The organism is Vibrio sp. Vb1127 (assembly GCF_033338735.1).
In the GTDB taxonomy this organism is placed as follows: Bacteria; Pseudomonadota; Gammaproteobacteria; order Enterobacterales; family Vibrionaceae; genus Vibrio; species Vibrio alginolyticus.
This window is the reverse complement of sequence record NZ_JAWOTF010000039.1, coordinates 1-18,958: the sequence shown is the minus strand read 5'-3', so window position 1 is coordinate 18,958 and position 18,958 is coordinate 1. Positions and strand designations below refer to the sequence as shown.

Sequence of the window (18,958 nt, the reverse complement as noted above, 5' to 3'; positions counted from 1 at the left end):
GGTTGAAAGCACCGGTCTTGAAAACCGGCATACGTTAATAGCGTATCTAGGGTTCAAATCCCTATCTCTCCGCCACTATTAAGAAGCCTTGCTAGAAATAGCGAGGCTTTTTTCATTTCCGTACATCTTTATTACTCTATCTGTGCTTGCCAAAAATCAATTCCATATGCGATCTACTTTTCGACAAAGTAATATTGGTATCGGTATTGGTTGTGACGTTTTGATTTTTGCTAAGAAGTGCAGTTGCTTCTAAAGCTGTTCATCCTCATCACTGCATGCTGTCCCGATAAGGTTGTTGGAGATGCTTTGTTAAGGTGTTGAACCATCTATTGCCTTATCGTTCTCTTAAAGCACTACCATTGCTTCTCTAGCCCCTTTTACCGGATAGACCGAACAAATAAGCATACTCAAATAGCCACTGTTTCACTGATGTATCTTTTTGTTTTACTCAGTCTAGCGACGCGTGTGCTCTATTGCCTAAATCTAGCTACGTCTTAAAACCATACATCAACAGGCTAAAGTTACGTATTCCTGCATCTTTTAAAATTGTTTTGGATTCTGCTGGAATGACAGGATCAGAGTAGTCAAAAGAGAAGAGGAAAGTGAAACGATAGTGAGTTGCTAGGAAGTTGAGAACTACTTGGGAGCCAATGAATTGGATAAACATATTGATGACTAAGGACTGAAGGGTTAATAGCAGGCAATAAAAAAGCCGACAGGTAAGCTGTCGGCTTGGTTAGGTCATCTTAAGTTAGTCATTCTGTACGAGCGTGAGAGCTTTACGAGAGACTTCGTGAGCAGCTTTGGTTAGATTTTGCTTCTCTAGTGTGTCTGCTAGGAATGCATAGTCAGAGACGTCAGAGCGAAGCTTTAAGGCGATCTCAAAGTGATCCTGGGCTTCTTGCCACTTCTCTTGACGGAAATAGAAGTGCGCTAATGCGCTATGGGCAGCGGCGTTATCCGGTTCTTTCTTCACTACTCCCTCTAAGAAGACCACGACAGGGTGGGTATCTGGCAGGTTTAGATCTGGCAGAAGTTGATAAAGCTCTGGGGCAGGTTGTTTTTTTAATGCTTCTTTTAGCACGGTAAAGGCTTCTGCATCAGCTTTTCGTGTGATGAGTTCTCGAGCAAAACAGGCAACGAGGTTTGTGTCTTGTTTCACTTTACGTGAGAGACTATTCCAATGGGAGATTAGCCCTTCGCTACCTTGTTGTTGCGCTACTTCATGGAGTAAGCCGCACTGCGCCTTTTGAATCAGCTCTGCATGTTCTTCTTCCGTGATGAGTTTTGCTTTGGTTAGTTGTGGCAAGAGGTCAATAAGAGGTTGCCACAACTTTAGCTGCATGTACGTTGTTTTCAGCAAGTTCAATACAATAGAGTTACTCGCATACTGACTTTTTAACGATTGCAAGGTATCGAAAGCGGACTCGAACTCGTTGTCGCGGATAAATTGTTTCGCTCGAGTCAGTTCTACTGCGAGATGGGCGTTCTCTTGTTGGCTCGCTAGCTCTAGATAGTGATCTCGTTTTGCTTTATCACCTTGGCCTTGTGCGGCTTCAGACGCAACCAAGTAGCAAAGCAGCGGCATATCGTGATGATTTGCCCAGCGAGTTACTTTCTTCTCAGCACCTTTCCAGTCACCTTCTAGAAGTTTAATAATGCCTTCATTGGTGTATCGGCGGGAATGGCGCATTTTGCGAACACTGAAGTAGTTCCATGTTGTAGAACTAGCATAAACTAACTTCTTAATCAGGTACTCAAGCAGAAAAAGACCTGCGAGTGCAGCGATAACGAAAACCACTAATGTCGTTACGCTCATCTCGATCGTTTTCTCGGCAATGGAGATGAGTACATAGCCTTGCTGACCAGAAAACTGGGTGCCAACAAATAGTCCTGCGCCTAGTACAACAAATAGGAAAATAAGACGAAACATTACTTATCCTCCATGCCTGTCATCGTTGTGACTTCACGACGTAGGCGTTCACGGATGACATCTGATAGTTGAGACTGACTTTGCAGTTTTGTTGGGTATTCCACTTGAATATTTTGCTGACTTAGTAGGTTAACCGTTTTGTTGAACTCTTTAACAGAATTATCGTCTTGGTTGAAGAAAGCTAATGCCCATTTGTCGGCTGTTTTTAGAGACGTGGTGTAAATTTCACCTTGCTCTTGGTACACCGCTTTTATTGCCGTTTCCAATTTGGCTTTGATGTTTTCTTTCAGGTAAAAGTGTTGCTCAGGAGAAAGCAGTGGAATGACGTTACCATCGCGCGAGCGGAAGGTAATGAAGTTTTCTGAAAAGTCCTTCAAAGAGGTCATTAAGTTATCTTGCCAGTTTGCGATATCTTCAGACACTTCAGTGTTTTCTACGGCTTCAGCTTCAGGTAGCAGTGCATTGGCGAGAGGGAGCTTGTCTACTTGCTGTTGTAGGGCAGTTAAGCGTAGTACCAATCCATCACGGTCAATCAGCGGGATAGTGCGAAGTTTGGTGATATCGTTCGCCATTGCTTTACGTAGTTTGACGAGGCTAGGGTCATTCAGTGCTGCAATGCGTTGGTCTGCACTTTCCATCAGTTGAGTCGCGCTTTCTACATCGTGCTCTAAGAACAATTTACGACCAGCTAATTTGACAAGGTAATCGGCTTCCGCTAATAGCCAGTCGTTTGGTCGACGACCTTTCACATCGGCAACGGCGAGCTGTAAGCTTTCAATGCTCTTCTGTTGCTGTCCCAGTACCACTTCCGCTTTGTGTGTCACGGTCGTTGCTTTCTCGATGGTTTCTTCTTGTACCCGGCTGAGCTCTTGCTTCATGGAGGCTTGAGAGCTTTCTAGCTGACTTTTTAGTTGGGCGATCTGCGCTTGGTAATCGGCTTGCTGTTGATGCAGCTTGTACGCGAGGCCACCGCCAAAAATAATCGATAAGATGATAGCGACCGTGCCTAGTTTGACACCGCGTTTGCCTTGTTTTTCTTCAAACTCGACTTTGGTTGGTTCTGCTGTTTTTGGGGGCTCGGCCGCTTGTGGTTGCTCTTTTTTAAGGTCCGCATCCTGCTGCGATGTGGTTTTTTCGACTAGCGGTGCCGATGAGGTTTCTTCGGAAAGGTTTTTATCGTTATTTTTTTGGTCGTTATTTTTACTTGTCATGCCTATATCCTGTGTAGCTAGGGCTGGAGAGCCGCCAGTAATTCTTGGTTGGATGCGCTTCCCGTGCATCTCACGCGAGTGAACCCCCTTTGAATTGCGATGTCAGCGATACGCTGACTGGGGATATACAACTCTTGTTGATTAAGCCAAGTCAATTGCTCCGACGTCAATTGGCTGCACAAATAATCCAGTTGTTCACCACTGGTGACAACAATCTGGTTAATTTGTAGGTTTTTCCATAGTGAGACACAGCTTACTGGATCGAATGGGATGAATTCTCTCTTGTAAGTCTCACTATAGTGAACTTTTGCGCCACGTCTCACCAATGCATCTTTGATCAGCTCTCTTCCGCCGTTACCACGAAGGATAAGAACTTGTTGTTGTGCCACATTGTTGAGCTCTGGTAGTCGCAATAAGTGTTCACTATCACTGACTTGGGGATAGTGTACTTTCTGTTGGGTACATTTGCTTAAATAGTGTGCTGTTTTTTGACCAACGGCAAGGTAAATAGCTTGTTTCGACCATGACATCCCGTTGCTGGCTAAGATTTGCTGTGCACATTGCACTGCATGTCGACTAACAGCGATAACAATTTGAGCTTGATGTAGATGTTTAGAGAGGTGCGTGTCCGTGAGATCGGCGACAATGTCGATCAGAGGATGGTGATATGCGGAAATGCCGTGCCTTTCGAGCAGAGAGCAAAGCGCGTTGCCTTGCTCTCCCGGCCGAGTGACCAACACTGCCATGGTTATTCGTGATCTGCGTACAGCTTAGTTAGGATTTCACGAGCGCCGTTATCTAGCAGCTCATTGGCTAGCTGCACTCCTAATGCTTCGCCGTCTTTACGATGGCCACGAATTTCACCACGCACAATTTCGCTGCCATCTGGTTCGCCAACTAATGCGCGTAGCCAAATGTTGTCGCCGTCTAGCAGGGCATAGCTGCCGATAGGTACCTGACAGCCGCCTTCTAGCGTAAGGTTCATTGCGCGCTCACACAAAACGCGGTCTACGGTGTCTTGGTGGTTAAGTGGCTCAAGCAGCTTAAGCAGTCTTTCATCGTCAAGGCGGCACTCAATACCGACAGCACCTTGCCCTACCGCTGGTAGTGATTGCTCTGGTTCGATAAAGCTACGAATGCGCTCTTCAAGCTTCAATCGTTTGAGGCCAGCCGTAGCAAGAATGATTGCATCATACTCACCCGCATCTAACTTACCAAGGCGAGTGCCCACATTACCGCGAAGCTCTTTGATGATGATGTCCGGACGATATTCTTTCAGTTGGCATTGACGGCGCAAACTGCAAGTACCAACCACGGCACCTTGAGGGAGCTCATCAATGTGGCTATAGGTATTAGAGACGAAGGCATCACGAGGATCTTCACGCTCACAAATGGTCACGAGGCCAAGGCCTTCTGGGAAATCGACGGGTACGTCTTTCATTGAGTGAACGGCGAGGTCTGCACGTCCTTCTAGCATCGCGACTTCAAGCTCTTTTACGAACAAGCCTTTGCCGCCAACTTTTGCTAGTGGTGTATCTAAAATCACGTCACCTTTGGTCACCATGGTTACTAACTCGACTTCCAAGCCTGGGTGAGCGGCTTGAAGGGCGTCTTTAACAAAGTAAGCTTGCCATAAAGCAAGAGGGCTTTTTCGAGTTGCAATGCGAATCGGTGTGGATTGTGTCATGATTTTCTCAATGCTGTTTGGATTTGGGTTTATCCTACCATTCTCATCAAGAAATGCTTACTGTTAGTTCGTTATCTCTGAAGGCTATGAATGGAATTACATGACGTTATGAAAATAGTGTGACTGGATTCTCAATTAGACTAAGGACTATTATTAGTAATAGGTAATAAGAGCGACACTACCGCGCGATTAATTTTGTGACTAAAGTATGGTTTTGTATCCAGAGTGATACGCGGGCGTGAAGCTTTACCCGCACCAATAAAAGTGTTAAATTGATCACGTTTTTAAGCCATTTTGGTTTAAAACGTCAGCAGATTTTCGTGATTGTTCAACCAAGGAATTCCCCTTGCAGGCTTACACCCAAAAAATCATCCAGCGACTAGATAATTTGAATCAGCAGCGAGTTGATCGCGCGTTGGCGCTTATGGATTCGCAAAGCCAGCAAGTCTTCCACTTGATTCCTGCCTTGTTGAACTACAACCATCCTGTAATTCCTGGCTATTATGATGCCGATGTCCCGTTTGGTGTGCATGGGCTTGAACTAAATAGCATTCAGCAACAATTCATAGATGATATTCAACTTGCCATTGGTCAGCCGCTCAAGACGGTAGAAAAGCCCGCTATATTGGGTTTGTACACCATGGGCAGTACCTCCTCGATTGGTCAAAGTACTTCCAGTGATTTGGATATTTGGGTGTGTATTTCACCAGAGATGGATTGTGACGAACGCGAGTTATTGACCAATAAATGCCTACTCATCACGGATTGGGCACAAAGCAAAGGCGTGGAAGCGAACTTTTTCTTAATGGATAAAGAGCGCTTTAGAAGCAATCATTCTGAGGAGATGACAGGTGATAACTGTGGTTCATCTCAGCACTTACTTTTGTTAGATGAATTCTATCGTAGTGCGGTGCGTATTGCCGGACAGCGTTTGTTATGGCAAATCGTGCCGCCAGAAATGGAAGAGTGTTACGACGAGTACGTTTCTCAATTGTGCAGTGATGGTTACATCGATTGTAGTGAATGGATCGACTTTGGTAAATTGAACTGCATTCCTGCTGAAGAATACTTCGGCTCGAACTTGTGGCAGTTATACAAAAGCATCGACTCTCCCTACAAATCGGTATTAAAAGCCATCTTGCTAGAAGCTTACTCGTGGGAATACCCGCATACTCAATTGTTAAGTATCGACACTAAGCGTCGCTTCTTTGCCCATGAGCCTGATCTCTATGGCATGGATGCGTACTACTTAATGTTGGAAAAAGTAACCCGTTACTTAGAGCGAATTCAAGACGATACACGTTTGGATTTGGTGCGTCGCTGTTTCTATCTCAAAACCCATGAAAAATTATCTCGTGAGCCGAATGTTGGCTCAGTAGCTTGGCGCCGTGAAGCGCTGAGCGATATGATTGCAAAATGGAATTGGGATGCAAGTGTCGTTGCAGAGCTCGATGACCGCCGTAATTGGAAGGTTGAACAAGTGAAGGTGGTACATCATGCATTGCTGGATGCGTTGATGCAAAGCTACCGTAACTTGATTCAATTTGCGCGTCGTAACGACATCACTTCTGCTATCAGTCCGCAAGACATCAGTATTTTGGCCCGTAAACTTTACGCAGCTTTTGAAGTATTGCCGGGCAAAGTAACGTTACTAAACCCACAGATTTCACCTGATCTGCACGAGCCTGACTTGAGCTTTATCGAAGTGAAAAAAGGGGGAGTGAACAAGTCTGGTTGGTACCTCTATAAACAACCACTTATTGCGCACCGCATTTTGGGGCAACCATATCTAGAGCATCATGAATACTTGAGTAAGTTGGTTGCTTGGGCATTCTTCAATGGCTTGATCACTGAATCGACTCGTTTACATGCCGTGGTACGTGAAGCGCAGCTAGATATTGATAAGTTTTACCAAATGGTGAGTGACTTACGAAATACTTTTGCGTTGCGTAAGCGTCGTCCATCTATGCAGGCGCTAGCGAGTCCTTGTGAAATAAGCCAGCTTGCGATGTTCATCAACTTTGAAAATGATCCGACGTCTGAACTTTCTGGTCGTTCGTTGAAAGTGGATGTTAAGAACACCGATATTTTTAGCTTTGGTCCAGAACATAAAAATTTAGTCGGCAGTGTTGACCTTGTTTACCGTAACTCTTGGCATGAAGTGCGTACGCTGCATTTCAAAGGGGAAACGGCGATGCTGGATGCACTGAAAACCATTTTGGGCAAAATGCACCAAGATGCGTTGCCACCAGAATCAGTGGATGTGTTCTGCTATGCGAAGAACATGCGTGGTGTGATGCGCAATATGGTTTACCAGCTTTTAGCTGAATGTATCGACTTACGCTTGAAACCAGTAGAGCAAGAGAAACGTCGCCGCTTTAAAGCGATGCGTCTTGGTAACCAGACTTATGGGTTGTTCTTTGAACGTCGTGGTGTGTCGGTGCAGAAGCTAGAAAATTCCATCGATTTCTACCGCAGCATTTCCACTAACAAACTCAAAGGCTCGCCGCTGTTAATGCTCGATCGTGAGCAAGAATATCAAATGCCGGAAGCGGTGGATGGGTTTGCCAGTGAAGGTCTGGTGCAGTTCTTCTTTGAAGATAACGAAGATGGCTTCAATATTTATGTGTTGGATGAGTCAAATCAAGTTGAAGTGTATCACCAATTTAGTGGCTCCAAAGATGAAATGATTTCGTCTGTAAACAGTTTCTACACGTCGGTAAAAGACGATAGTCGCGTCGCGTCGAAGTTTATTAACTTTAACCTGCCTCAGTACTATCAAATTATTCACCCTGAAGAGGGGAATGCGTATATCATTCCTTACCGTAATGACGGTTGTTCACCGAGTCGCCCGACCAAAACTGTGAACGCGTAATTAAACCCGTATCAATAAACAAAAAGAGCACTTCGGTGCTCTTTTTGTTTTGGTGACGATTGACCAGAATTATGCCCAGTCAATGGCTTCGCCCGCGTGCTTTTCACATTCTTGCTTCACCATTTCAAATAGCTCCATACCCGTTTTTGAGCAGGTCCATTTACCTTCAATAAGTTTGAAGTGGAAACCACCAGATTTGGACGCTAGCCAGATCTCATGCATCGGCTCTTGGCGATTAATGATGATTTGGCTGCGGTCTTCAAATTCCAATGTCATTACGTTGCCAGTGACTTCGTAATCAATGTCTGCGCCTGAATCATCGATGGATTCTTCGATGATTTGCATCTGCGCATCCACCAGTTGATGAAATTCAGTATCGTTCATCCGTCTATCCTATTGCTTTTCCTGAGTGTGGTGCGATTATAGGGGGCATTGATTCAATAATCACGATATGCGAAATGAAAAAATTAGTTACTGTGTTGTTTGTGATGGTTGCCGCGACCTTAGCGGGGTGTGGTCAGTCTGGCTCACTATACATTCCAGATGACACTCAACAGAATGAGCAATCACAATAAATAACCGCACCTTAGGGTGAAATTAGGGTTCAGCAGTCGAATAAAATAAGGGAAGCGAATTTTGGATTACTTCAACTATCAGGATGATGGCCAGCTTTGGGCCGAAGACGTCCCACTTCAAGCTCTTGCAGAGCAATATGGCACTCCTCTTTACGTATATTCTCGAGCCACGCTAGAGCGCCATTGGAAGGCGTTTGATAGTGCTGTGGGTCAGCATCCTCACCTGGTTTGCTACGCGGTGAAAGCCAACTCAAACTTAGGCGTATTGAACACGCTAGCGCGTTTGGGATCGGGTTTTGACATCGTGTCGGGTGGTGAACTTGAGCGTGTGATTGCCGCAGGCGGTGATCCGAAAAAAGTCGTTTTCTCTGGTGTTGGTAAAACACCGGCAGAGATGAAGCGCGCTCTTGAGCTAGGTATCAAATGTTTCAACGTTGAATCTGAGCCAGAGCTAGAACGTTTGAACAAGGTTGCGGGTGAGCTTGGTGTGATTGCGCCAATTTCTCTGCGTATCAATCCAGATGTCGACGCGAAAACACACCCTTACATTTCGACTGGTCTTCGCGACAATAAATTCGGCATTGCGTTTGATCGTGCGCCAGATGTTTATAAATTCGCGCAAAGCCTGCCGAACTTGAATGTGCAAGGTATCGACTGCCACATTGGTTCTCAGCTGACCAATATAGACCCATTTATCGACGCGACAGACCGTTTATTAGCCCTGATTGATGATTTAAAAGCGCAAGGCATTAACATTCGTCACCTTGATGTCGGCGGCGGTTTGGGTGTGGTCTATCGTGATGAATTACCACCTCAGCCTTCTGATTACGCCAAAGCGTTACTTGGTCGTCTTGAAAATCACCAAGACTTGGAGCTGATCTTTGAGCCAGGCCGTGCAATTGCTGCGAACGCAGGTATCTTGCTAACGCGTGTTGAGTTTTTAAAACATACTGAGCATAAAAACTTTGCGATTATCGACGCTGCAATGAACGACTTGATGCGTCCTGCGCTATACCAAGCATGGCAAGATATTGTGCCAGTTTCACCGCGAAAGGGTGAAGCTCAGACTTACGACTTGGTTGGTCCTATTTGTGAAACCGGCGACTTCTTGGGTAAAGATCGCGCACTCGTTTTGCAAGAAGGTGATCTACTCGCGGTTCGTTCAGCAGGTGCCTATGGTTTTGTGATGTCTTCGAACTACAATACTCGTACCCGAGCGGCAGAAGTGATGGTGGACGGTAAACAAAGCCACTTAGTTCGCCAGCGTGAGGAGCTGACCAGTTTGTGGCAGCTGGAACAGATTCTACCGGAGTAACACACAACAAATGCATTTCCACTTTTCCAAAATGCACGGTTTGGGCAACGACTTCATGGTCGTCGACTGTATTACCCAGAACGTGTTTTTCTCGCAAGACCTGATCCGCCGCTTGGCGGATCGTCATACTGGCGTTGGTTTTGACCAATTGCTTGTGGTAGAGGCCCCGTACGACCCCGAAACCGACTTCCATTATCGGATTTTTAATGCCGATGGTAGTGAAGTTGAACAGTGTGGTAACGGTGCACGCTGTTTTGCCCGCTTTGTTCGCTTGAAGGGGCTGACCAATAAATACAGCATCAGCGTGAGCACTAAGAAAGGAAAGATGATTCTCAACATCGAAGATGATGGGGAAGTGACGGTCAACATGGGCGTGCCAGAGTTTGAACCGAACAAAATTCCTTTCAAAGCGAAGCAAAAAGAGAAAACTTACATCATGCGAGCAGGCGACAATACCTTGTTTTGTGGTGCTGTGAGCATGGGTAACCCGCACGTAGTGACCGTGGTCGACGATGTGGATACGGCAGAAGTGGAAACTCTCGGTCCGCTGCTTGAGTCGCATGAGCGTTTCCCAGAGCGCGTCAACGCTGGCTTTATGCAGGTGATGAGTCGTGACCATATTCGTCTTCGAGTTTACGAGCGAGGCGCAGGAGAAACGCAAGCTTGTGGTAGTGGTGCATGCGCGGCAGTCGCGGTTGGGATTCTGCAGGGCTTGTTGGATGAAAACGTTAAGGTTTCTCTACCTGGTGGTGAATTGCGAATTGCATGGCAAGGTCCTGGCAAGCCGTTGTTTATGACCGGACCTACAACGCATGTATTTGATGGTCAATTGTCTTGCTAGTTGAAGAAAAAGGAAACGGTTTGTCTCAAGTAGAAGCAGATGCCTTAACGGCTGAAGTCGTGGCCGAGTACCTCAAAGATCATCCAGACTTTTTTGTGCAACGTCCGGAGCTTGTGGATCGTTTATCTTTCCCACACTCAGACTTAGGCGCGGTATCTTTGGTGCACATCCAAATGAATCGTCAACGTCAGCGCATTGAAGAGTTAGAGGAAGAGATCACTACACTAATGTCGCTTGCGGCGAACAATGATCGCACCTTTTACGAATTTATGGATTTGCAGGGGCAGATTCTAAAGTGTGGTGACTTTAAACAAGTCATTCATTCTATCGAAGATAAAGCCAAAGCATTGGGCTTACGTGCGTTTGTTCGATTGTTTAGTCAATGCGACGCATCAATTCAATTGAGTAAGGAAAGTTATCAACGCTTTGCGACCACTCACTTAAATGGCAAAGATGCGTACTTAGGACGTCTTCGCAAAGTGGATCGTGAAGCTTTGTTTGGCAACATGGAAGTGCCGGAAATGGGTTCCTATGTGGTACTGCCGCTCGTGAAACAGCAAACACTGGGCGTGCTTGCTTTTTCTAGTGAAGATGGCGGCCATTTTCAGCCAGATATGGATACCTTGTTTTTGCGTCACCTATCATTAGTAGTGGCACATCTCGCTCAAACACTGGTATGGCAAAGTTACGATGACGACAACTCCCAACACTCCTCTGCCAAATAGTCTGCAAAAGCCTCTTGAGCGCTTCTATGAATTCTTACGAAGCGAAAAGGGGCTTAGCCTACATACTCAGCGCAATTACAAACAGCAGCTAGAAACTATGGCGCAGCACCTAGCTGAAATGGGGCTCAAAGATTGGTCTCAAGTGGATGCTGGTTGGGTGCGCCAATTAGCAGGTAAGGGCATGCGAGAAGGCATGAAAGCCAGCAGTTTGGCAACGCGCCTCTCATCGCTGCGTAGCTTTTTCGATTTCCTTATTCTGCGTGGCGAGATGTCGGCTAACCCAGCCAAAGGGGTTTCAGCACCTCGCAAAAAACGCCCGTTGCCCAAAAACCTCGATGTTGACGAAGTGAGCCAATTACTTGAAGTCAACGAGGACGACCCGCTGGCTGTGCGCGATCGCGCCATGATGGAGCTGATGTATGGCGCCGGCTTACGTTTGGCTGAACTGGTGGGTGTGGATGTACGTGACGTACAACTGCGTAGTGGTGAGCTTCGTGTTATTGGTAAAGGCGATAAAGAACGTAAAGTGCCGTTCTCTGGGATGGCAACCGAGTGGGTCGGGAAGTGGTTACGCGTTCGTGGCGATTTAGCCGCTCCAGGTGAGCCCGCCTTGTTTGTATCTAAGCTTGGAACGCGTATTTCGCATCGTAGCGTGCAAAAGCGCATGGCTGAATGGGGGCAGAAACAGTCTGTCGCAAGCCATATTAGTCCGCATAAATTGCGTCACTCATTTGCGACACATATGCTCGAATCAAGCAATAACTTACGTGCGGTGCAGGAGCTTTTAGGGCACGAGAACATTTCGACGACCCAAATCTACACGCACTTGGATTTCCAACATTTGGCGCAAGCCTACGACCAAGCCCACCCACGCGCACGTAAAAAGAACGGGGAGTGAGCCGAAGTATGAAATTTTATCGCCGTATCGAGCCTATTAAGGCAATGACCTTTGACCTAGATGATACCCTCTATGATAACTATCCTGTGATCGTTCGCATGGAGCGTGAGTTGCTATCTTGGCTCAAGCACCATCATCCAGCGGTTGCTCATATGAACAAAGCGGATTGGTTTGCTCTCAAGCAGTGTGTTGTGCAGCAACAACCCGAGCTGAAGAGCGATGTCACTTTATGGCGTTTAGTGCAACTTCAGCAAGCCTTCTCCCAAGTAGGCTACGACGAAGACGCAGCACATGCCGCCGCGAAAGCCGCAGTAGACGTTGCGTTGGACTGGCGTAACCGTTTTGAAGTGCCGCAGCAAAGCCTCGATGTATTGGAGGAACTCGCGCAGCACATCCCGTTGGTGGCAATCACCAACGGTAATGTGGATTTAGACCGCATCGGTCTTACGCCTTATTTCCAACAGGTACTTAAAGCAGGACCAGATGGATTGGCGAAACCCGCAACCGATATGTTTACTAAAGCGAAGCGATTCTTGGATATCCCTGCGGAGAATATTCTGCATGTCGGTGATCACCTAACCACAGATGTGCATGGTGCAAAGTTGGCTGGTTTTGCAGCCTGTTGGTTTAATGATATGAATAAAAATGTCATTAACCATTCAAAAACACGTACTTTACCTGATATTGAAATCAATAGTTTGCAGCCGTTACTCACACTTTTTTAATTGCTTTCGCATTAATCCATTCTAATCTCATTTTGTGTCTAGAAAAGCAGCGCAAAGCCACGTAAATTATTCTCTATTAAATAAAAATAGTAACGCCACACGTCGTGGTGAAGATAGTGTTACGGCAGTGGTAGGTCCATGCGAGCTTTTTCAAAACTGGTTCACGATGTCAGTCAACTGAATGACTTTTTAGTCACTTTTCCAATTTCCTCAGATAAACAATATTTAGTACAAATATTGTCGACGCAATCGCGCGAATTTACGACCACACTTGCAGACGCCGTTTTGTCGTCGCTGCCGAATGCTCATGTTATGGGGCATAGTACGCGTAATGTAATTCTGGAAGGGGAGATATTTACCTCTGGTTGCCTAGTGAGTGTGATTGAATTTGAGCAAACCACGCTGACTTCTGCGGTACAAACATACTCTTACTCCCCTGACATTGATGGCGGGGAGCTCAAGCGCTCTCTTCTAATGCAGCATAATTCACAGGTGATCCTCAGCTTTGCTGTGCAAATTGAACGACGTGACTATCCCTTGTTTCAAACCTTCGCCAGTGAAGAAGTAGTGATTTCTGGAGGGTTGGCGCAGAGTATTGACGATGGCTGCTGGGTGCTATATCAAAACCGAGTTTACGATAACGCTGTGGTTGCCGTAGCTTTGCACAGTGATACTTTGAAGCTATGGACTGATGCGTATTCGGAGTGGAACCCGATTGGCATGCCACACAAAGTCACTCATGCAAAAGGAACGCGCTTGTATTGTTTAGGTGAGAAGAAAGCGCTGGACGTATACAAGCGTTACTTGGCGGATGGCCATGACGTGACGCTGAGTCAACTGCTCAGCTTTCCTTTGTATCGAGAAAGCTTAGGGCGAAAGGAAGTTTGTACGGTAACGGAGCTACACGCTGATGGCAGTATGAGCTTCGACAGGCCCTGGTGTCTTGGTGACGAAGTGCAATTTTGCTATAACCATCCCTCGTTAACGCTCGAGCAAGTGCGGCATGGTGTGGTTGAGTTAGCCATGCACCAACCTGAAGTCGTGATGATTTTTAACTGCGCGTCACGGTTAGACTTTATTGACAGCAGCGACGAAGTCCAAGCATTCAAAGATATTGCGACGACGTTTGGTAGTTACTGTATGGGGGAGCTGCATGGTGGTATTGGTCAGCCCGAAATTCTTCATCACAGCCTGACGTATTTAGCGATGCGAGAGGGAGACGAAGTGCAAACATTGAACTTGCCTAAGTCGCCCGTTAGCTCCTCTATTTCACCGCTGTTTAGCTTGATTCGAAATGCGATCGGCGATCTCAACCATATGAACGCGCATATGGGATATCAACTCGATCGCCAAACGCGCAAGTTACAAGAAAGCTATCGACGCGACAGTCGCACGGGATTACAAAACCGGGTCGCATTGCAAGAGCGGCTGAGTAACATCGATTTGGATGAGCATTTGTTGACTCTAAAGCTACTTAACTTTAGTCATATCAACGAAAAATACGGCTACCGAGTGGGAGATCAATTACTCAAAGATCTCTCAATGCACTTTACGAATCGACTACGAAAGCGTTTCGGCATGCCAACGGCTTTGCAGCTTTATAGTATTGGGGTTGGTGAATGGGCGTTCATATTTAAAGCTGATCAAAGCAGCGAGACCATCAAACAGCACTTTACGCGTTTTGCTGACGCGGTAGAACAAACTAATTTTGAGCCAATTGGCCTACGTGAAATAGATTATCTTTCTATCTCGCTATGCGGCGGCTTAGTGAGTCGTCGAGATTTTCCATCCGCTTCAGTAGATGAGCTCTTACTCAAAGGCATCGAAGCGAGGCGCTCCGGTGTACGCAGTAATACCCATATCTGTAATGCGAAAGATATTGAAGTCAGTGAGGATGTGCGTAAAGAGCAACTTGGATGGCTAAGTTGCGTCAGTAGAGCCATTCTCAAACAGAATATCATCACTTATAGCCAACCTATTGTGCATGCGGGTAGCCACAAATTGGCAAGCCAAGAATGTTTGGTTCGTATTCTGGAAGCCGATGGAACGGTGATTGCGCCAGGGCGTTTTCTGCCAATTATCTCTGATACACATCTTTACACTCGACTAAGTCGGCACATGATTCATTCTACGTTGCATTATATGCGAGATAAGCAAGGTGACTTTTCTATAAACTTATCGCCGCAAGATTTGCTCAGTGATAAAACTTTAATGCTTTTAGAGCATGAAATTAGCCAGCTAAATGACCCAAGGCGAATTGGTTTAGAAGTGCTGGAATCTGAGCAGATCAAAGACTACGGCCGAATGATAGAAGTGTGCAGTCATTTTAGAAGCTTAGGGGCGCGTATCATTGTTGATGACTTTGGGTCCGGCTATTCGAATATCGATGAAATCCTAAAGTTGGAGCCAGAAGTCATAAAGCTCGATGGCAGCTTGATTCGTGATATTGATAAAGACTTAAAACAGCGCAAGATCGCTTCCCAGTTGGTGCGTTTGTGCCAGGTGTTTAACGCGGAGACGGTGGCGGAGTTCGTCCACAATCAGGAGGTGTGCACCATTGCACAAGACATGGGGGTGGATTATTTGCAGGGTTACTATCTTGGCGAGCCGACTCGACTGTTTTAATGATGTTTCACGTGAAACTTCTTGTCGTAAAAAACGCAGCGTAGGCTGCGTTTTTTGTTTGGTTCTTCTACTGAGCTTAATGGTTAACGCTTAAGAGCGTGTCCACTCTTTTCAGCTTGGAACAGAGCGAGGTAATGGGCAAAAAAGCGCTGCATTTGTTGTTGGTTGTTTTGTTCTCCAAGTTGCCCGAGCAAATGTGCAGCGACTTCAAACGTGCACAAGTTACCTTGTTGTTGGTTGCGTCGCAGCTGATATTGTGAGTCCGCCGACGCAGACAATCCCATAGTAGGGATACCTTCTAACCAACGGCTCTTATTGATCATCTTGCGCGCCTCTTGCCAGGTGGCATCCAAAATAATAAACAGCGGAGTTTTGGTTTGTTGCTGGCTTTGGAGTACCACATCTTCGAGTGTGATACTTTCTTCACAGGGGAAGAGCAACACCGGATACCGCGACGGATCAGCTAATAGAGTGAGCAATTCTGCTGGTGGCTGTTTGCGATCCCAGATTACTCGCTCAATGTTGAGTTGGCACTGCTCTAGTAGCTGGCCGGTATTAGTATCACGCTTCAGTTCATTCGGATGCATTAACAGCAGGATGTTGTGCTCACTGGTAAGTTTCGGCATTAGCGAGCACATACAATTGAATTGAAAACCGCAGGTTGGACACGGTTGTGACATTACAGACGAACTCCTTCGCGCACCGGGCTTATCCCATCAGAGAACAGACGCACACCACTGACTTGGTTCGGCGTTGCCGTTGGCGCCATGCTTGGGTTGAGTGGGTAGCTAACCCCAGTGTATTGCATCACGTGTTGAGCCGCTTTAGCTCCGCCACCGCTGACATTAAAAATCAGATCTCGCCAACCATGAGAGGTTTGTTGGCCGAGCATAATCGGGCTTTGCACTAGTGTAATGCGGCTATTAAATCGCCATTCCTTTTCGTGATGTTCAAATATCAGCAATGTACAGCCTCCGGAACCACACCAATCCAACTGTACCAATAGCTCTTCGTTACCATCGCTGTTGAGGTCGTAAGTTAGCCAACGGTATTGGTTATTGTTGGGGGTGGTTTGATGGATAAAGAAGTAGTTGCGCACCGCGGCATCTACTTTTGAATCAAACTCTGCACTAGAAGGGACGTCAGCACTACCGATGGGGTTGTTGGTGCGTTTTTCGGCTGGTTGCATGATGCCTTCATCACGAACGGTGGCAGGATAAAGGACTAAACCACCATCGGCGATTGGGTATACCAAGTTACCGACTTTTTCTTTGGTCGCTTTGAGCTGATTGCCTTCTCGAGTAAACAGTCGCTCTGACATTAGCCTTTGCTGTTGATGATGCGTCATGACAACTTGAACCTGAGACGGACTTAACTGTTGCCAGTAACCACGCTCGATTAATGGTGCTTGTCCATTGGCGTAACGGTATTTTGTTGTGGCGCTATGGTCTGGGTTTAAGGTCATTTGTACTTCAAAACCTTGTGATTGAGTTGAGGTCGCGACATAGGTATTAGCCCAGCCAAGCGTTGCATCGACGTTTGCAGCCATACCACAACCTTGATACGTCTCGCCATCATGTTTTAGTGTTGCTTTCCAGCCATACAAAGAATCGCTCATTGTGTCTGAGCAGAGGTTTTCTGTTAAGCGAAGCTCACCATCTTGTAGTTGATAAGTGCGCTGGCGAGGTTGAAGCTGACTGCTTTTAATCGCTAATTTTGTGGTTTGTTTGCCGATTTGCTGGAATGTTAGTCCATTAGCCTCAAAGCTTGCCGACCAAGAAGGCTCATTACCAAACACGCGAGTTGGTTTGTTTGGTTGCTGACAACGGTTTGGATTTTCCGTTGTGAGGAAGTTCACTTGTTCCACGACAAAGTTAGCATCAAAATCAGCAGAAAACCCATCGATGCCCGGTGGGTTGAGGTGGCCGATAACCTCGCCATACATAGTCTGGTAAGGCTCGTTATTTAACTGAATTGCTCGTTGCATTTGTTGTGGTGATAGTTGCAACCAATATTGCTTGTCGCTGCCGCAAGGCATGATGTATTGGCTCTCGTGACCGACGATCACTTTTCCGCGCAGCATAAAAGTTTGAGGTTGAATGGTTTCAGGCTTATCTAAGGTTGCTGGTGGAGAGGTTAGGTCAGCGGCACCAGATTGTGGCGACTGTGAACTACATGCTTGCAGAACCAGCAGGGTGGTAAGCGCCACTGGGTTTTTCAAAGCCTTCATGTTATATCTTCCTCATTATTGTTACTCAATCGGCATCGGATGGCATTATGGCATATTGGTTATTTAAAACTGAACCAGATACCTTTTCTATTGACACGCTTCGAACCCAAAAGGTTTCATGTTGGGAGGGAGTTCGTAATTATCAGGCGCGCAATATGATGCGTGACCAAGTGAAGGTGGGCGATTTAGTCCTGATTTACCACTCTTCTTGTAAACATGTTGGCGTGGCAGGTATTGCTAAAGCTGTGAGAGAAGCCTATCCCGATCATTTCCAATTCGATCCCGAAAGCGATTATTACGATCCAAAGTCAGACCCAGACAACCCGCGTTGGATTATGGTGGATGTCGAGTTTGTACGTAAAACGGCGCGAGTGATTCCGTTGTCGGTGATGAAAGCGATGCCAGAACTTGAGAACATGCCGTTGGTGAAACGTGGAAATCGCTTGTCGATTATGCCCGTGACAGAAGAAGAATGGGACGCGATTCTTGGCAAAGAGAAGCTGCCAAGTCAGCGATAAAAGAGAAGGGCTGCGAATGTGCAGCCCTTCATTATTTGGAGTATTGAAGCTTACAGCAAGTGTTCTTGTAGGTAGTGTGCAACCGCATCTTCTGCATTGCTGCCAATTACTTCATTATTTGGTAGAGCTTTCATCACTTTTTCGTGTGATGTACCCATAACTAGCCCTTTACTTGCCATCGACAGCATTTCTACGTCATTCATGCCATCACCAAATGCTACGCAGTTTTCTAACGTGAGGTCGAGTTTTTTCGCTACCGCTTCAAGAGCATGACCTTTAGACACGCCAGCGCTCATTACTTCCAAACACCAAGGCGTTGAAAATGCGATGTTCAGCTTATCACCAAACTGCTCACGTAGTTTGTTTTCAAATACGACCAAACGTTCGTGGTCTTCTCCAGGATGCGTGAAGAAAACTTTCGCAATACCGTCAGTTGGGGCGTGGTCTTCATCAAATAAGACGTAAGTGAATTCATCGTGGAAGTCACGTAACGTTTCATCATCCTTGTTCATCAACCAGCTATCATTTTGATACATGTGAATAAGTATTTCTTGATCATGTTTGATCGTGTCGATCACGCCTTGTACCAGTTCCGCAGGGACATTCTCGCTGTACATTAGCTGATCTTCCTGGTCATGCACTCGGGCACCATTCGACGTGATCATATAAGCTGGAATGCCAACTTGGCGACGGATGCTCGCAACGTCTACGTGGTGACGGCCGGTTGCAAAGACAAAGGTATAACCCTTTTCATGCAGCGCTTTTAGCGTCTCTTTTGAGTAAGCACTGAGCTGATGGTT

Annotated in this window: 17 protein-coding genes; 9 read left to right on the top strand and 8 right to left on the bottom strand. The window is 46.3% G+C overall.

The window, feature by feature from the left end; translation table 11 throughout:
• Window positions 1–751: 751 nt before the first annotated feature.
• The 4 genes from R7H07_RS23090 to hemC are packed head-to-tail and all read right to left on the bottom strand — an operon-like array spanning window position 752 to window position 4,831.
• Window positions 752–1,933 (bottom strand): heme biosynthesis protein HemY, encoded by a 1,182-nt coding sequence (locus R7H07_RS23090; protein ID WP_017635979.1) that lies wholly within the window; start codon window positions 1,931–1,933, stop codon window positions 752–754.
• Window positions 1,933–3,144 carry a uroporphyrinogen-III C-methyltransferase gene (locus R7H07_RS23085; RefSeq protein ID WP_206960066.1) on the bottom strand — a complete coding sequence of 404 codons (1,212 nt, stop codon included), beginning with the start codon at window positions 3,142–3,144 and terminating at the stop codon, window positions 1,933–1,935. The genes R7H07_RS23090 and R7H07_RS23085 overlap by 1 nt, the downstream gene beginning before the upstream one ends.
• 17 nt (window positions 3,145–3,161) lie before the next feature.
• The gene (locus R7H07_RS23080; protein ID WP_042523918.1) at window positions 3,162–3,890 is read right to left on the bottom strand and encodes a uroporphyrinogen-III synthase; all 729 of its coding nucleotides are present in this window, start codon (window positions 3,888–3,890) and stop codon (window positions 3,162–3,164) included.
• A gap of 2 nt (window positions 3,891–3,892) precedes the next feature.
• The gene (gene hemC, locus R7H07_RS23075; protein ID WP_206960064.1) at window positions 3,893–4,831 is read right to left on the bottom strand and encodes a hydroxymethylbilane synthase; all 939 of its coding nucleotides are present in this window, start codon (window positions 4,829–4,831) and stop codon (window positions 3,893–3,895) included.
• Between the two features lie 346 nt (window positions 4,832–5,177).
• Here hemC and R7H07_RS23070 point away from each other — a divergent pair, with 346 nt between their 5' ends.
• Window positions 5,178–7,706 (top strand): class I adenylate cyclase, encoded by a 2,529-nt coding sequence (locus R7H07_RS23070; RefSeq protein ID WP_053350817.1) that lies wholly within the window; start codon window positions 5,178–5,180, stop codon window positions 7,704–7,706.
• A 69-nt stretch (window positions 7,707–7,775) separates the two neighbouring features.
• Here R7H07_RS23070 and cyaY read toward each other — a convergent pair whose 3' ends face one another.
• Entirely contained in the window at window positions 7,776–8,090 is a 315-nt protein-coding gene (gene cyaY, locus R7H07_RS23065) for an iron donor protein CyaY (RefSeq protein ID WP_005383391.1), read from the bottom strand.
• Between the two features lie 74 nt (window positions 8,091–8,164).
• Here cyaY and lptM point away from each other — a divergent pair, with 74 nt between their 5' ends.
• From lptM to R7H07_RS23030, 7 genes are all read left to right on the top strand, one after another.
• A complete protein-coding gene (gene lptM, locus R7H07_RS23965; RefSeq protein WP_005378746.1) occupies window positions 8,165–8,281 on the top strand; it encodes an LPS translocon maturation chaperone LptM in 117 nt (38 codons plus the stop codon).
• A 61-nt stretch (window positions 8,282–8,342) separates the two neighbouring features.
• Window positions 8,343–9,596, top strand: a complete 1,254-nt coding sequence (gene lysA / locus R7H07_RS23055; protein ID WP_005378745.1) for a diaminopimelate decarboxylase — start codon at window positions 8,343–8,345, stop codon at window positions 9,594–9,596.
• Between the two features lie 10 nt (window positions 9,597–9,606).
• The gene (gene dapF / locus R7H07_RS23050; protein ID WP_005378744.1) at window positions 9,607–10,437 is read left to right on the top strand and encodes a diaminopimelate epimerase; all 831 of its coding nucleotides are present in this window, start codon (window positions 9,607–9,609) and stop codon (window positions 10,435–10,437) included.
• The gene (locus R7H07_RS23045) at window positions 10,431–11,162 is read left to right on the top strand and encodes a DUF484 family protein (RefSeq protein WP_017636089.1); all 732 of its coding nucleotides are present in this window, start codon (window positions 10,431–10,433) and stop codon (window positions 11,160–11,162) included. Before dapF ends, R7H07_RS23045 begins: the two co-directional genes overlap by 7 nt.
• Window positions 11,128–12,060, top strand: a complete 933-nt coding sequence (xerC, locus tag R7H07_RS23040; protein ID WP_005378742.1) for a tyrosine recombinase XerC — start codon at window positions 11,128–11,130, stop codon at window positions 12,058–12,060. Before R7H07_RS23045 ends, xerC begins: the two co-directional genes overlap by 35 nt.
• Window positions 12,061–12,068: 8 nt before the next feature.
• Window positions 12,069–12,785, top strand: coding sequence for a 5-amino-6-(5-phospho-D-ribitylamino)uracil phosphatase YigB (gene yigB, locus R7H07_RS23035; protein WP_054729585.1), 717 nt, complete (start codon window positions 12,069–12,071; stop codon window positions 12,783–12,785).
• A 138-nt stretch (window positions 12,786–12,923) separates the two neighbouring features.
• On the top strand, window positions 12,924–15,410 hold the full coding sequence (locus R7H07_RS23030; RefSeq protein WP_086047098.1) for an EAL domain-containing protein: 2,487 nt from the start codon (window positions 12,924–12,926) through the stop codon (window positions 15,408–15,410).
• An 83-nt stretch (window positions 15,411–15,493) separates the two neighbouring features.
• On the opposite strand, the gene R7H07_RS23025 is transcribed toward R7H07_RS23030, so the two are convergent.
• Both R7H07_RS23025 and R7H07_RS23020 read right to left on the bottom strand, forming a co-directional pair.
• Window positions 15,494–16,090, bottom strand: coding sequence for a tRNA-uridine aminocarboxypropyltransferase (locus R7H07_RS23025; RefSeq protein WP_025768162.1), 597 nt, complete (start codon window positions 16,088–16,090; stop codon window positions 15,494–15,496).
• Window positions 16,090–17,640, bottom strand: a complete 1,551-nt coding sequence (locus R7H07_RS23020; protein WP_054729582.1) for a COG3650 family protein — start codon at window positions 17,638–17,640, stop codon at window positions 16,090–16,092. Before R7H07_RS23020 ends, R7H07_RS23025 begins: the two co-directional genes overlap by 1 nt.
• Before the next feature lie 47 nt (window positions 17,641–17,687).
• Between R7H07_RS23020 and R7H07_RS23015 the strand changes: the two genes are divergently transcribed.
• Complete coding sequence (locus tag R7H07_RS23015; protein ID WP_054729579.1) at window positions 17,688–18,158, top strand: EVE domain-containing protein; 471 nt, start codon at window positions 17,688–17,690, stop codon at window positions 18,156–18,158.
• Window positions 18,159–18,208: 50 nt separating this feature from the next.
• Here the strand turns inward: R7H07_RS23015 and R7H07_RS23010 are convergent.
• Window positions 18,209–18,958, bottom strand: a 750-nt coding sequence (locus tag R7H07_RS23010) for a Cof-type HAD-IIB family hydrolase (RefSeq protein ID WP_318128795.1), incomplete at its 5' end; no start/stop codon positions are given.